This window comes from Pseudomonas sp. MYb327 (assembly GCF_040438925.1).
GTDB lineage: Bacteria > Pseudomonadota > Gammaproteobacteria > Pseudomonadales > Pseudomonadaceae > Aquipseudomonas.
In genome coordinates this window covers 1,782,715-1,796,916 of sequence record NZ_CP159258.1, presented here as the reverse complement: position 1 = coordinate 1,796,916, position 14,202 = coordinate 1,782,715, and the positions used below count along the sequence as shown (strand labels likewise).

At 59.5% G+C, this 14,202-nt stretch carries 14 protein-coding genes; 13 read left to right on the top strand and 1 reads right to left on the bottom strand.

What is annotated here, in order from left to right; genetic code table 11:
- Positions 1-34 precede the first annotated feature (34 nt).
- On the bottom strand, positions 35-535 hold the full coding sequence (tpx, locus tag ABVN21_RS08130) for a thiol peroxidase (RefSeq protein ID WP_034146655.1): 501 nt from the start codon (positions 533-535) through the stop codon (positions 35-37).
- Positions 536-776: 241 nt separating this feature from the next.
- Between tpx and ABVN21_RS08125 the strand changes: the two genes are divergently transcribed.
- The 13 genes from ABVN21_RS08125 (at position 777) to ABVN21_RS08065 (ending at position 14,059) form a co-directional block, all read left to right on the top strand.
- Complete coding sequence (locus ABVN21_RS08125) at positions 777-1,202, top strand: YciI family protein (protein WP_339555803.1); 426 nt, start codon at positions 777-779, stop codon at positions 1,200-1,202.
- A 304-nt stretch (positions 1,203-1,506) separates the two neighbouring features.
- Positions 1,507-2,298, top strand: coding sequence for a hypothetical protein (locus ABVN21_RS08120; protein ID WP_339555804.1), 792 nt, complete (start codon positions 1,507-1,509; stop codon positions 2,296-2,298).
- Positions 2,299-2,310: 12 nt separating this feature from the next.
- Positions 2,311-2,520: a hypothetical protein gene (locus ABVN21_RS08115; RefSeq protein WP_339555805.1), complete on the top strand. Its 210-nt coding sequence runs from the start codon at positions 2,311-2,313 to the stop codon at positions 2,518-2,520.
- Between the two features lie 26 nt (positions 2,521-2,546).
- The gene (locus tag ABVN21_RS08110; protein ID WP_339555806.1) at positions 2,547-3,950 is read left to right on the top strand and encodes a DUF1254 domain-containing protein; all 1,404 of its coding nucleotides are present in this window, start codon (positions 2,547-2,549) and stop codon (positions 3,948-3,950) included.
- A gap of 12 nt (positions 3,951-3,962) precedes the next feature.
- Positions 3,963-4,910 carry a transporter gene (locus ABVN21_RS08105; RefSeq protein ID WP_339555807.1) on the top strand — a complete coding sequence of 316 codons (948 nt, stop codon included), beginning with the start codon at positions 3,963-3,965 and terminating at the stop codon, positions 4,908-4,910.
- An 8-nt stretch (positions 4,911-4,918) separates the two neighbouring features.
- The gene (locus tag ABVN21_RS08100; RefSeq protein ID WP_339555808.1) at positions 4,919-5,899 is read left to right on the top strand and encodes a MoxR family ATPase; all 981 of its coding nucleotides are present in this window, start codon (positions 4,919-4,921) and stop codon (positions 5,897-5,899) included.
- Positions 5,896-6,831: a DUF58 domain-containing protein gene (locus tag ABVN21_RS08095; protein ID WP_339555809.1), complete on the top strand. Its 936-nt coding sequence runs from the start codon at positions 5,896-5,898 to the stop codon at positions 6,829-6,831. The genes ABVN21_RS08100 and ABVN21_RS08095 overlap by 4 nt, the downstream gene beginning before the upstream one ends.
- Complete coding sequence (locus tag ABVN21_RS08090) at positions 6,828-7,403, top strand: DUF4381 domain-containing protein (RefSeq protein ID WP_339555810.1); 576 nt, start codon at positions 6,828-6,830, stop codon at positions 7,401-7,403. The genes ABVN21_RS08095 and ABVN21_RS08090 overlap by 4 nt, the downstream gene beginning before the upstream one ends.
- Positions 7,390-8,382, top strand: coding sequence for a VWA domain-containing protein (locus tag ABVN21_RS08085; protein ID WP_339555811.1), 993 nt, complete (start codon positions 7,390-7,392; stop codon positions 8,380-8,382). The genes ABVN21_RS08090 and ABVN21_RS08085 overlap by 14 nt, the downstream gene beginning before the upstream one ends.
- Position 8,383: 1 nt before the next feature.
- On the top strand, positions 8,384-9,964 hold the full coding sequence (locus ABVN21_RS08080; RefSeq protein ID WP_339555812.1) for a VWA domain-containing protein: 1,581 nt from the start codon (positions 8,384-8,386) through the stop codon (positions 9,962-9,964).
- The gene (locus tag ABVN21_RS08075) at positions 9,961-11,388 is read left to right on the top strand and encodes a hypothetical protein (protein WP_339555813.1); all 1,428 of its coding nucleotides are present in this window, start codon (positions 9,961-9,963) and stop codon (positions 11,386-11,388) included. The genes ABVN21_RS08080 and ABVN21_RS08075 overlap by 4 nt, the downstream gene beginning before the upstream one ends.
- Positions 11,385-12,410, top strand: a complete 1,026-nt coding sequence (locus ABVN21_RS08070) for an HAD family hydrolase (RefSeq protein ID WP_339555814.1) — start codon at positions 11,385-11,387, stop codon at positions 12,408-12,410. The genes ABVN21_RS08075 and ABVN21_RS08070 overlap by 4 nt, the downstream gene beginning before the upstream one ends.
- A gap of 74 nt (positions 12,411-12,484) precedes the next feature.
- Entirely contained in the window at positions 12,485-14,059 is a 1,575-nt protein-coding gene (locus ABVN21_RS08065; RefSeq protein ID WP_339555815.1) for an arylsulfatase, read from the top strand.
- Positions 14,060-14,202: the final 143 nt, after the last annotated feature.

Below are 14,202 nucleotides of genomic sequence, written 5' to 3'. Positions count from 1 at the left end.
GAGGACCAGGCCGTTAACAATTGTAAAGGTACGCTTACTTCAGTACGGCAAGGGCCGCTTCGTAGTTCGGCTCTTGACCGATTTCGCTGACCAGTTCGCTGTGCAGCACGTTGTCGTTTTCGTCCAGAACCACGACGGCACGGGCAGTCAGGCCTTTGAGCGGACCGTCAGCAATGGCCACGCCGTAGTTTTCGATGAATTCGGCACCGCGCAGGGTCGACAGGTTTTGTACGTTTTCCAGGCCTTCGGCGCCGCAGAAACGGGCCTGGGCGAATGGCAGGTCAGCGGAGATGCACAGCACCACGGTGTTGGCGACGTCGTTGGCCTGGGCGTTGAACTTGCGCACGGAAGTGGCGCAGGTCGGGGTGTCGACGCTTGGGAAGATGTTCAGCACTTTGCGCTTGCCGGCGAAGTTTGCCAGGGTCACGTCGGACAGATTGCCGGCAACCAGGGAAAAGGCTGGCGCCTTGGAACCGGCTTGAGGCAGTTGGCCGTTGACTTGAACCGGGTTGCCTTTAAGGGTGACTTGAGCCATGAACGGAGTCCTTCTGAACGTTGGAGTGGAGAATTTGACGAGGTCGAAGTTAACCACGAAATCGGCTGACGACCTACTCTGGATACAAATTGTGATAACCCGCCAGATCAGCGAATTCCCCTCTATGAGCTGCGGCAGGGATATGGGGATCGGCGATGTTTTTTTTCGTGAACAGTTGTCGATTCGGGCGTCGGCCATTCGACTAGGTCGCGAATCCTTCAAATCCAATGGAGACAAAACCATGCGATTCATGATCATCATCAAAGCCAGCCAGGACTCCGAAGCCGGCATCATGCCCAGCACCGAACTGCTGACCGCCATGGGCAACTACAACGAGGAACTGGCCAAGGCCGGCATCCTCCTCGCCGGCGAAGGGCTGCACCCCAGCAGCAAAGGCGCCCGCGTGCGTTTCTCCGGCGACCAACGCACGGTGATCGACGGCCCGTTTGCTGAAACCAAGGAACTGATCGCCGGTTTCTGGCTGTGGCAGGTTAAGTCCCGAGAAGAAGCCATCGAATGGGTCAAGCGCTGCCCCAACCCGATGCCGGGCACCGAAGCCGAGATTGAGATCCGCCGGGTGTTCGAGCTGGAGGATTTCGGCGCAGAGCTGACGCCTGAATTGCGCGAACAGGAAGAGCGCGCGTTCGGCCAAGGCAAGAAGTACTGACTGAGCACTCAAATCACCTGTGGCGAGGGAGCAAGCTCCCGTGCCACAGGTATTTGCGCTCCTTCTTCCTGCATTACTGATAGTTCCCCTCGCAACCCCATGTATAGCATTAACTTTTTAGTACACAAAAATAATGAGATTTCTCACACAAACCCAAAGAAATTAATCCGTTGGACTGGCTAAACGCGGTTTAGCTGCTAGCGTCAACAAGACGTGTCCTACAGCCTTGATAGCAAAGAGACTACGTCGTAACGGCCACCAAGTGCCGGATTGTCCATATGAGCCACCAAGGAACCGGGGAATCATGTTGAACAAAATGGGGATGCGCGCCTTTATTCTGGCGACTTTGTTCGCGCCTCTTTTTTGCGCCCAGGCGGAGGACGCCGAGACCGCCAATAAAAGCAACAACCCGCTGAACTTCGCGCCCGGCATGAGCGCTCAGGACTACTACACCCCGAAGTACTACGACTCCAATATCCATACCAATGACCTGATGGTCCGCGGCACGTTGCCCATTGCGCCCAACGATTACATTGGCGTGCCGCAATTGATACGCGCCACCGCGCCGATCAGTACCCACCCGGACCCGAACAGCGGCTACAGCACCGGCGAAGGCGACCTGAACCTGTTCGATATTTTTCTGGTGAAGACCGAAGGCGTGCAGTTGGGCGTTGGCCCGTTGATCACCGCCCCCACGGCCGACCAGGACGAACTCGGCACCGGCAAATGGCAGGGCGGTCTGGCCGGGGTGGCGATCGACTCCTCACCACGCGGCCTGCTGGGCGCGCTGCTGCAGTACCAGAGTTCGTTCGCCGGTGACCACGGCCGACCCAACGTCGAAAGCGCCACGATGCAGCCCTTCATCATCCATAACCTGGAAAAAGGCTGGTACCTGCGCTCCACCGGTATCTGGACTTTCGACCTGAAGAATGACACCCATTACATCCCACTCGGTTTGGGGGGCGGCAAAGTATGGAAGGACGGGGCCAATATCATTAATACCTTCATCGAACCGCAATGGACCGTCGAGAAAAAAGGCGAAGGCATGCCGCAATTCACGCTGTTGGTCGGCCTCAACGCCACCTTCGGCAAATAGGGGATTTTTTCTATGCACATCACCTTTCGCACAGCCGGTTTCAGCCTGATGACGATGTTCGTCAGTTGCGGGGTCGGTGCTCAGGAAATGGATACCCGGATTGACAAGATCACCATGGAAGGTGAGCGGCCGCCCCATGTCGCCCTCGCCAAATTGATTGCCCCGACCGAAGCCTGTTTCGACAAGCGCTGGAAACTCGACGACATCACGGCCGTGGAATGACGCCGAGTGCTCACTAAGGAAGTGTTATGAATTACCGCGTTCTGTTAACCGGCGTTGTGCTCACCTTGAGCAACAGCGCCTGGGCCGATTTCACCGCCACCCCGGAAGAAGCCCGGGGCATCGCCAAGGAAGCCTACTTGTACGGTTTTCCGGTAGTGGAAATGTACAAGACCCTCTACACCCAGGCCGTGGACAAGAAGAGCCCGAACTTCAAGGCGCCGTTCAACCAGATCGGCAACACCGCCAAGGCCTTCACACCCAAGGACACCGCGTTCGTCACGCCAAATGCGGACACACCCTACTCCTTCGTCTGGATGGACCTGCGCGCCGAACCGGTGGTACTGACCCTGCCGCCGATCGAAGAACACCGTTATTACTCGGTGCAATTGATCGATGCCTACACGCAGAACTTCGCGTACCTGGGCACCCGCAGCACCGGCAATCACGGCGGCCATTTCATGATCGCCGGCCCCAACTGGCAAGGTCAGCAACCGCTGAACATCGACCGTTTGCTGCGCAGCGAAAGCAATATTGCCTATGCGCTGTACCGCACGCAGTTGTTCGATGAAAAGGACCTGGCCAAGGTCAAGCAGATCCAGAAAGGCTACAAGGTCGAACCCCTGAGCCATTACGATAAACAGAAGGCTCCACCGGCCGCGCCGAAGGTCGATTGGCCAAAACCCACGCCGACCATGAGCGAAACCCCGGACCTGTTTCGATACCTGAATTTCATGCTGTCGTTCACCCCTACCCAGGACGTGGAAAAGGACCTGTTCGGGCGTTTCGCGAAAATCGGTATCGAAGCCGGCCAGCCGTTTGACGTCAGCAAACTCACGGCTGAACAACGCAAGGCGCTGGAAGACGGCATCAGCGATGCCAAGGCTGAATTCGCCGAGTTCAAGAAAACCAGGGTCGACACCCACGAAGTCTCCAGCGGCGACCTGTTCGGCACCCGCGATCACCTCAAGGGCAATTACCTGTACCGCTACGCCGGCGCCAACATGGGCATCTTCGGTAACTCCGTCGAGGAGGCAAATTACATCGGCTACTTCGTGGACAAGGACGGCCAACCGGTCGACGCCTCGAAACACGACTACACCCTGCATTTCGACAAGGGCGCCCTGCCCCCGGCCGACGCCTTCTGGTCACTGACCCTGTACGACGGCAAGAACAAATTGCTGGTGGCCAACCCGCTCAATCGCTACCTGATCAATTCGCGAATGCTGCCGGGCCTCAAGCTCGACGCTGACGGCGGCCTGACCCTCTACGTGCAAAACAAAGCCCCGGACAAAGCGCTGCAAAGTAACTGGTTACCGGCACCGAACGGGCCCTTTTACGGCGTGCTGCGTCTGTACCTGCCAAAACCGGAAGTCACCAATGGCCAATGGCATATGCCTTTGTTGACGCCTGTAACCCAACAAAATCAGTAAGCGGAGCAAGTCATGATCAAGCCTTTCGTAGTGCGCCCGTTGTTGGCGCTGTGCCTGGTCGGCAGTAGTCCGCTAGTGCTGGCAGTCGAAGGTGGCGTTGGCCGGCCAATCACCGGGCAACAAGTGTTTTCCAACGCCGGGATCGTGCCGCCGGAACCGGGCTGGGTGATGTCCCTGACCAGCATCTGGTACGACGGTGATCTAAAGGGCAACTCTCAGATACCGATAGGCGGCGCAATCAGTACCGATCTGGATATGAAGGTCTCCTACACCATGGCCGACTTCACCCATGTCTGGGACACCGGCAAGGGTCGCTGGAACTACGCTTCGGCCATCGGCGTGCCGGTGCAATACACCGACGTCACTGCGAGCATCACCGGTCCCCGTGGCCGAACACTGGGCACCGACGACCACGCCACCCAGTTCGCCGACATGCTGGTGACGCCAATCGCCGCCGGCTATCACTTCGACGAGGTCAACCACATCTCGTTCTCGCTGCCGATCTACGTGCCTACCGGCGCCTACAACGTCAATCGCCTGGCCAATGCCGGGCAGAACACTTACACCTTCATGCCCACCGTGGCCTTCACCCATCTCGACGGCAAGGGCGGCGAGTTCACCCTGGACAGCGGGCTGGAGTTCTACACCGAGAACGATGAGACGGATTACCAGAACGGCGATCTGTTCACCCTCGATTTGCTGTGGACCCACGGTTTCGGAAATGGCTGGGCTGCCGGTATGGCGGCGGGTTACATCCAGCAGATCAACGATGACTCCGGGTCGGGCGCAAACAGCGGCTTTCGCGGGCGTTCGGTCGGTGCTGGCCCGGTGATTGGCTGGACCGGCAAGTTCGCCGATGCCCAAGCCAATTTCAGTCTGCGCTGGGTGCCGGAGTTCGACACCAAGAACCGGCCCGAAGGCAACGGCATCGCCGCCAACATGACCCTGGCGTTTTTCTAGGAGTAACCATGACCGCACTCAACGACCTCAACGCCCTGCAAGCCAGCATCGCCGAAGCCGTGCTCGGTCAGGATCAAGTGATCCGGCAAATCCTGCTCGGCCTGCTGGCCAACGGGCATTTGCTGCTGGAAAGTCTGCCGGGGCTGGCCAAGACCCGCACGGTCAAGGCGCTGGCCAAACACCTGGACGCGAAGATGAGCCGTATCCAGTTCACTCCAGACTTGTTGCCGTCCGACATCACCGGCGCCGAAGTGCTGCATCAGGTCGAGGGCAAAAACGAGATCCGCTTCCAGCCGGGGCCTCTGTTCGGCAACCTGATCCTGGCCGACGAAATCAACCGCGCCCCGGCCAAGGTTCAGGCTGCCCTGCTGGAAGCCATGGAAGAACGGCAGATCACCGTGGCCGGCAACAGCCATGCGCTGCCAGAGCTGTTCATCGTGGTTGCGACCCAAAACCCTATCGAACAGGAAGGCACCTATCCATTGCCGGAAGCGCAGATGGACCGCTTCCTGATGAAAGTGCTGCTGGATTACCCGAGCGCGGAAAACGAAAGCCAGGTACTGCGCCTGTTGCGTGAAGAAGAACAGGCCCTCGGCGCCAAAACCGCTGCCGTGCAAGGCTTCGAGCTGTCTCAAGACGTGATCTTCGCCGCGCGCCGGGAAGTCAGTGCGGTGCATGTGTCCCCGGCCATCGACCGTTACCTGATCGACATCATCAATGCCACTCGCCATCCGGCCGATTACGACGCCGACCTCGGTCGCTGGATCAACATTGGCGCCAGTCCGCGCGGCGGCATCGGCCTGGATCGTTGTGCCCGCGCCGACGCCTGGTTGCAGGGCCAGGATTTTGTGTCCCCGGACAACGTGCGTGCCGTGGTGCACCCGGTGTTGCGCCATCGACTGCAACTGAGCTACGACGCGGTGGCCGACGGTGTGACGGCCGATCAGGTGCTCGACCGGTTGCTCGATAAAGTGGCGATCCCCGCATGACCATTGACGGGCTGGTCTATGTCTCCCTGGCGCAGTTGATGGCCCTGGAGTTCAAGGCGCGCGACCTGAGTTTTGCGGCTCGCCAACCCCAAGGCAGCATTCTCGCCGGCAACCATGCTTCGCGACTGCGGGGCCGTGGCTTGAATTTCGATGAATTGCGCCGCTATCAGCCGGGAGACGATTTGCGCCACCTCGACTGGCGCGCATCGCTGCGCACCGGTAAACCGGTGGTGCGCACCTTCACTGAAGAGCGCGACCGCCCGGCGTTGATCCTCGTGGACCAGCGCATGTCGATGTTTTTCGGCTCGCAACGCAGCTTCAAATCCGCGGTCGCCGCCGAACTCGGCGCCCTGGCGGCGTGGATGGTGTTCAACGCCGGGGACCGCGTCGGTGGTTTGGTATTCAACGACCAGCGCATCGACAGCATCGCCCCGCTGCGCAGTCGCAAACGGATCGAAGCGTTGTGCAGCCGCATCGCTCAACAGAATCAGGAACTCAACGCCGCCAACCCGGACGCCGAAGGCGAAGACCAGCTCGACAAGGTCTTGCAGCATTGCCTGGCCGTGGCCGGGCACGATCATTTGATCTGCATCGTCAGCGACTTTGCCGGTGCCGGCGAGCGGACCTTGCAGCTGATGCGGCAACTGGCGGCGCACAACGATGTGATCGCCATGCAAGTCTACGACCCGTTGGCACTGAACCTGCCCAAGAATGGCCGCCTACTGATCACCCAGGGCCAGCTACAGGTGGAACTGGCGGTGGAACGGCGCCAGGTGCATCAGCCCTTGGGCGATTTTCTCAGTGGCCGGCTCAAGGACGTGGCGACGTTGCTACGCCGCAGTCAGGTGCCGTTGATGATGTTCAGCACCGCCGTCGAAGCGCACGAACAACTGCGCGCCGAACTGGGCAAGCGAGCGGGAGCGCGGCGATGAACCCGAACGTGCCGAGCATCGAGCAACTCAAGGAAATCGCCCTCCCCGCGCCGGTCAGTTATGCGCCGCAGACTTGGGGATGGTGGGTGTTGTTGGCGGTACTTGTCATTGGGGTTTTATTGCTGAGCGCACGGCGGTACTGGCAATGGCGGCGTGATCGTTATCGGCGTGAAGCGCTGGTGCGGTTGGCACAGTTGCAAAAGCGCAGTGATGATTTGAATGCGTTGCGCGAACTTCCTGAATTGCTCAAACGCACCGCAATCTCCATGCTGATCACATCTCCTGTAGGAGCTGGATTGCCAGTGACAGGGCCCTTGAGGCATGCGGTGTTCTGGCGGCCCTCATCGCTGGTAAGCCAGCGCCTACAAGATCCCGGTGCGCTTGGGAACGGCGATTGGCAGGCTTTTTTGCAGCGGCACAGTAAAGAGCCCCTGCCCGCCAACTTCAGCCAGCAACTGTCGCAACTCGCCTACGCGCCTGATGCAGTGCTGCGCGCCCTGCCGAACGAACAGCGCCAGCAGCTGTTCGACACCTGCAAAACCTGGGTGGAGCGTCATCATGTGGCAGCTTGATTACCCCTGGCTGTTACTGCTGCTGCCCTTGCCGTGGCTCGGTTATCGCTACCTGCCCGATTACCGTGAAGCGCGCAGCGCGGTGCGTGTGCCGTTTTTCGCGGCCATGAGCCGCGCGGTCGGCCAGGCGCCGAGTCAGGCCGGCACCCGCACCAACCACTGGCAACTAGTGCTGAATCTGCTGCTATGGGCGCTGTTGCTGCTGGCGGCTGCCCGGCCGGTGTACGTGGAAAAACCCATTGAACGCCAGCAACCTGTACGCGACCTGATGCTCGCCATCGACATTTCCCAGTCCATGGAAACCACCGATTTCACCGACGCCAACGGCGAGAAGATCAATCGCCTGGCTGCGGTCAAGGAAGTCGTGCACGGTTTCATCGACAAGCGCAAAGAAGATCGCCTCGGCCTGATCGTGTTCGGCAGCGGCGCGTATCCGCAAGCGCCGCTGACCCTCGATCACGCCAGCCTGTCGCTGTTGCTGGACGACACCGGGATCGGCATGGCCGGCCCTAATACCGCGATTGGCGATGCCATCGGCCTGAGTCTGAAATTGCTCGACCAGGCCCATGAACAGGAAAAAGTCGTGATCCTGCTCACCGACGGCAATGACACCAGCAGCGCCATCACCCCGGATCACGCGGCGGAAATGGCGGCGGCCAAAGGCGTGGTAATTCACACCATCGGCATCGGCGACCCTGACGCCTCCGGCGAAGCCAAGGTCAATTTGCAGGGCTTGCAGCAGATCGCCACGGCGACCGGTGGCAAATTCTTCCGCGCCGAAGACCGCAACGCGCTCGACCAGGTCTACAGCACCCTCGACCAACTCACCCCGCATCAGGTGAAAACCCTCAGCCATCAACCTAAACGCGATTTGTTTTGGTGGCCACTCGGGGCGGCGATTGCCCTGCTCGCGCTTTATCACCTGGGCGCCATGCTGGGCCCACGCCTGTCCATTGCGCGTCAACGGCAGGAGGCCTGAAATGGACATCAACCTCAGTGACTTCCACTTCTTGCGGCCACTCTGGCTGTTGCTGCTGCCCTTCGCCGCGCTGCTGCCACTGCTGTGGCGCCGTAGTCGCGACTTGCAACGGCGTTTGCGCGGCAACATCGCCGAGCACTTGCTGCCGCACTTGTTGATCACCCCGCAAGACCAGCAATGGCTGCGCCCGGTGCACCTGGTTTGCGCACTGTTAATGCTCGGTGCGATAGCTGCCGCCGGTCCCACCTGGGAACAGGATCGACCGGACTTTCTGGAAAACCGTGCGCCGCTGATTATCGCGGTTGACCTGTCGCCGTCCATGGACGCCAACGACGCACAACCGACTCGCCTGGAAGCGGCGAAACACAAACTGCACGACCTGATCCAGCGTCGCGCCGGTGCGCGCAACGCGCTTATCGCCTATGCCGGCAGCGCGCATCTGGTATTGCCGCCGACCGACGATCCGGCCTTGCTCGACACCTTTATTCAAGCACTGAGCACCGACCTGATCGGCAAACCGGGGAAAAACGTCGGAGCCGTCATCGATCAAGCCAAACGCTTGCTGGTAGCGGAAAAAACCCCAGGCACGCTGTTACTGATTACCGACGGCGCCGACACTTCGGCACTGGCGGGTCTGGACAAACAACTTGCCAACAGCGCGCTGCAGGTGCTGATCCTTGCAGTCGGCAGCGAAGACGGTGGGATCATCCATGATGCCAACGGCCAGCCACGCACCGACAGCACGGGTCGCCCGGCACTCGGCAGTTTTGATCAGGCAGCGCTCAAGCAACTCGCCTCAGCCACGGATGCGCCGCTGGGCAGCCTGACGCTCAATGGCGACGATCTGGATTGGGTCGAACTGCATGCCCAGCAGCATTTCCAGAGTGCCAGCGAAGAACAGCGTGAATTGCACTGGAAGGATGCCGGTTACTGGTTGTGCTGGCCGCTGTTGTTGCTCGCGTTCTTCAGCGTGCGCAAGGGCTGGAGCGTGAATTGGATGGCCGGTGTTTTACTGGCCCTCGGCATTGGCTTGCAACCGGCACCGGCACAGGCCAACGCTCTTACAGATGCGTTTTTCACTCCGGACCAGCAAGGTCGCTGGGCCTTCGAGCACGAGCATTTCCCGCAGGCTGCCGAACATTTCGTCGACCCGTACTGGAAAGGCATCGCCGCCTACAACGCCTCCGATTTCGACCTGGCCCTGGCCAGCTTCGCGCGCCTGCAAACACCGCAGGCCTATTTCTATCTGGGCAATATTTATGTGCGCCGCTTCAAGTTCGACGAGGCCATCGCGGCCTACACCCAGGCGCTGAAATTACAACCGCAATTTCCTGAAGCCACGGCCAACCTGGCCTTGGCGATTGCCTTGCAAAAAGACACCGAAGACGCAGAGAAAAACGCCCCTGAGGTCAAACCCGACGAAATCAAGATGGACAAGGCACCCGGCAAAGGCCAGAGCAAACAGGTGCAAACCGAACAGGCGGCGTCAGATGCGCAGTGGTTGCAAAACCTGACGACATCGCCGGCGAAATTCTTGAAACAGAAGTTCAGTTTGCAGGATCAGGTGGGGGCGAAGCCATGATCAGCCTGAGAGACCGAGTCGCCTTGATCGCTGGCAAGCCAGCTCCTACAGTTGATCTGTGTGCACTGCAAACCCTCTGCAGGAGCTGGCTTGCCAGCGATAACGTCCGCCCATACACCACAAAACTCGGCGCTGTGCTCATCGCCCTGATCAGCACAACTGCCTTCGCCGCCGAACCCGAGCTACGCGTCCACGCCACTCTGCTACCCGCCGACACCGCCATGGTCGGCAGCATTGTCGAATTACAACTGGATGTCCTCACCGACACCTGGTTCACCAGCGCCCCCACCCTGCCCGACCTCAAACTCCCCGGCACACTGGTGATGCCGCCGGACGGCCACGCCGAACACTTGAACCAGACAATTGACGGCAAATCGTTCAACGGCATGCGCTACACCTACTTAATCACTCCAAACGTGGCCCAGGCTTACGATGTTGCGCCGCTGACGGTGCGGGTCACACCGGGCCAGGCCACCGCCGAGCTCAGTGCGCAAAGCCAACCGATGCACTTCACGGCGACGCAACCGCCAGGGTTTCAGGCCGGAGAGCCGGTACTGGTCGCTCAAGGGCTGCGGTTCAGCCAGAAGATCATCAACTCTTCCACCCCGTTGAAAGTTGGCGACAGCCTCACCCGGCAACTGACGCTGCAAGCCGACGGTGCCTTGGCGATGTCACTGCCGACGCCGTCCCTGGGCGATGTCGCCGGCCTCAGCCGATACCCGAAAAACCCGCAAGTCACCAGTCTCGACGACGGGCGCGGCAACTTCACCGGCGGCCAGCGTATCGACAGCGTGACCTACCGCATCGACACCGAAGGCCACTACACCCTGCCGGCCATTGAACTGAAATGGTGGGATGCCAGCAGCCGGCAGACCCGCTCCGCGCAAGTCCCGGCCGTGAGCTTCGACGCCGCCGCCAACAGCGCTTACAAACCGGTGTTTTCGATCACCGAAGACTTGAAAAAACTCGGCCAGAGCCATCGTTTGCACCTCTCGGGTTTTACCTTCGGCCTGCTCGCGCTGCTGGCGGGCGTGGCATTGATTGCCTGGTTCGGGCGTCCGTATGCCCAGCGCGCGTACGTCGGCTGGAAGGCCCGACGTCAAGCCCGGCACAACGCCTGGTTGGCATCTGCCGAATACGCCTGGCAGCAAATCCCGCCGCAACTCAATGGTAAACCGCCACAACTGAGTGCCCTGTACCTGTGGACCCGGCGCCGCCGCAAAGGCTTGATGCTCACCGGTCTCGGCCCGCGTCTGCAAGCGTTTCTGCGGGCGTGCTATGGCCGTGAGCCGACTAAAGATCAGGCGCTGCACCAATTCAAGAAATCCTTGACTACGCTGCATAGTCAGGCCGAACAGAACAAAGAATCCGTCGCTCCCGCACTGCGACCACTCAACCCCGTTCACGAGAAGGATTTCACATGACGAATCCGATAACACACCGCCAGCTCCACGGGTTAAAGCTGCTAGTTGCGTTGGCCCTAAGCCTGCCATTGCTGGTTCAGGCTGCCGAGCCATTGCCTTCCTGGAACGAAGGCCCGTCCAAAAAGAGCATCATCGAATTCGTCCAGACCGTGACTGATCAAAGCAGCAAGGACTTCGTCAAACCCGAGGACCGTATCGCCGTTTTCGATAACGACGGCACCTTGTGGAGCGAGCAGCCGATGTACTTCGAACTGCTGTTTGCCCTGGAAGAGGTCAAGCGCACCGCGCCACAGCACCCGGAATGGAAAACCACCCAGCCGTTCCAGGCCGTGCTGGAAAATGATCACAAGGCCCTGGCCGCCAGCGGCCTCGAAGGCATGATGAAAATCTTCGGTGCCACTCACACTGGAATGACCACCGAAGCCTTCGACGACTACGCCAAGACCTGGCTGACCCAGGCCCGCCATCCGAAAACCGGCAAGCCGTACACCGAGATGATTTTCCAGCCGATGCTGGAAATGCTCGATTACCTGCGCAGCCAGAACTTCAAGACCTATATCGTCTCCGGTGGCGACACCGGCTTCATGCGCGCCTTCGCCGAAAAGGTCTACGGGATTCCGCCCGAGCAAGTGATCGGCACCACATTTGTCACCTCGTTCGAATACAAGGATGGCAAGGCATCGATCCTGCGCACGCCAAAACTGGCCCATAACGATGACGGCCCCGGCAAACCGGTGAGCATCGATGCCGTGATCGGGCGTCGGCCAATTCTCGCGTTTGGCAACTCCGACGGTGACCTGCAGATGCTGCAGTGGACCGCCGCCGGGCCGGGCAAACGATTCATGGGGCTGGTGCACCACACCGACGCCAAACGCGAATGGGCCTATGACCGCCAATCCCAGATCGGCCGCCTGGACAAGGCCCTCGATGAAGCAAACAAACGTGGCTGGACCGTCGTCGACATGGCCGCCGAATGGCGCCGGATTTACCCCTTCGACGCCGCCACAACCGAGCAACAGTAAAAGCAGAAGACGTAATGCAGGACCGCAATAAACGTTTGTCGCACTGAGCGACGTCAGTAAAAGGAGCCAGTCAGATGACTCGCATACGTAAGTGGCTACCGAAACTCGCCCTGGTGGCGACCTCGGTCATGGCGATTTCGGCGACAGCCGGGGCCGCCGATAAACCGAACATTCTCGTGATTTTTGGCGATGACATCGGCCAGACCAACATCAGTGCATACTCCATGGGTGTGGTCGGCTATAAAACGCCGAACATCGACCGCATCGCCAAGGAAGGCATGATATTCACCGACTATTACGCGGAGAACAGTTGCACCGCTGGACGCTCGTCGTTCATTACCGGGCAGACGCCTTTGCGCACAGGCCTTTCTAAAGTAGGCATGCCCGGCGTGCCGGTCGGGCTGCAAGCCAGGGATGTAACCATTGCTCAGGCGCTGAAGGCCCATGGTTATGCAACCGGGCAGTTCGGCAAAAACCACTTGGGCGATAAAGACGAATATTTACCCACCAACCACGGCTTTGATGAGTTTTTTGGCAACCTGTACCACCTCAACGCCGAAGAGGAGCCGGAGCGTCCCTACTGGCCCAAGGATGATGCCGAGTTCGTCAAGGCAGCGTCTCCGCGTGGCGTAATCCACAGTTTTGCCGACGGCAAGATTGAGGACACCGGCGCACTGACCAAAAAACGCATGGAAACCATCGACGACGAAACCACTGCGGCTGCTCAAGCGTTTATCGAGAAGCAAGCCAAGGCGGACAAGCCGTTTTTCGTCTGGATGAACACCACGCGCATGCATGCATTTACTCATGTGCGTGAATCCATGCAAGGCCAAAGCGGCATGGTCGGCAACGAATACGCCGACGGCATGCTTGAGCATGATGGTGACGTGGGCAAGTTGCTGAAGACGCTGGATGACCTGAAGATCACTGATAACACGATCGTGGTCTACACCACCGACAACGGCCCTAACCAGTGGTCCTGGCCAGATGCGGCAACGACTCCGTTCCGCAACGAGAAGAACTCCAACTGGGAAGGCGCTTATCGGGTTCCTGCGATGATTCGCTGGCCAGGCAAGGTCAAGCCGGGTGAAGTGTCGACCCAAATGTTCTCCGGACTCGACTGGTTCCCGACACTGCTTGCCGCTGTGGGTGATACCGACATCAAAGACCGCCTGCTCAAAGGCGCTGACGTGGGTGGAAAGAACTTCAAGGTGCATCTGGACGGCTTTAACCAGTTGGACTATCTGACCGGGAAAACCGACAAGAGTGCACGTAAGGAGTTTTACTACTTCAACGATGACGGTGTCCTGGTGGGCATGCGCTTCAACGATTGGAAGCTCGTCTTCTGTGAGCAGCGTGCACCCGGTGGCCTGCAAGTGTGGAGCGAACCTTTCGTCTGCCTGCGTGTGCCAAAAATGTTCAACCTGCGCATGGACCCGTACGAGCGTGCTGACGTCGTGTCTGACCAATACTATGATTGGCTGACCAAAAACGACTATCTGATCTTTGACGGTACCCGCCGATCTGCAGCCTTCCTGCAGACCTTTGTCGACTACCCGCCAAGTCAGCGTCCGGCGAGCTTCAGCATCGACCAGATCCGCGAGGCGGTGGATGCAAAAATCGCTGAAAAAGCGAAAAACGCAAAGTAACACCGCTTGACCGCCGCTCGCCTTCACCGGCGAGCGGACTAATTAAAGCAATGCGAACACATTCCCTGTAGGAGCTGGCTTGCCAGCGATGGCGGACTTGCAGTCAACAAAGAGGTTGTCTGACCACCGCAATCGCTGGCAAG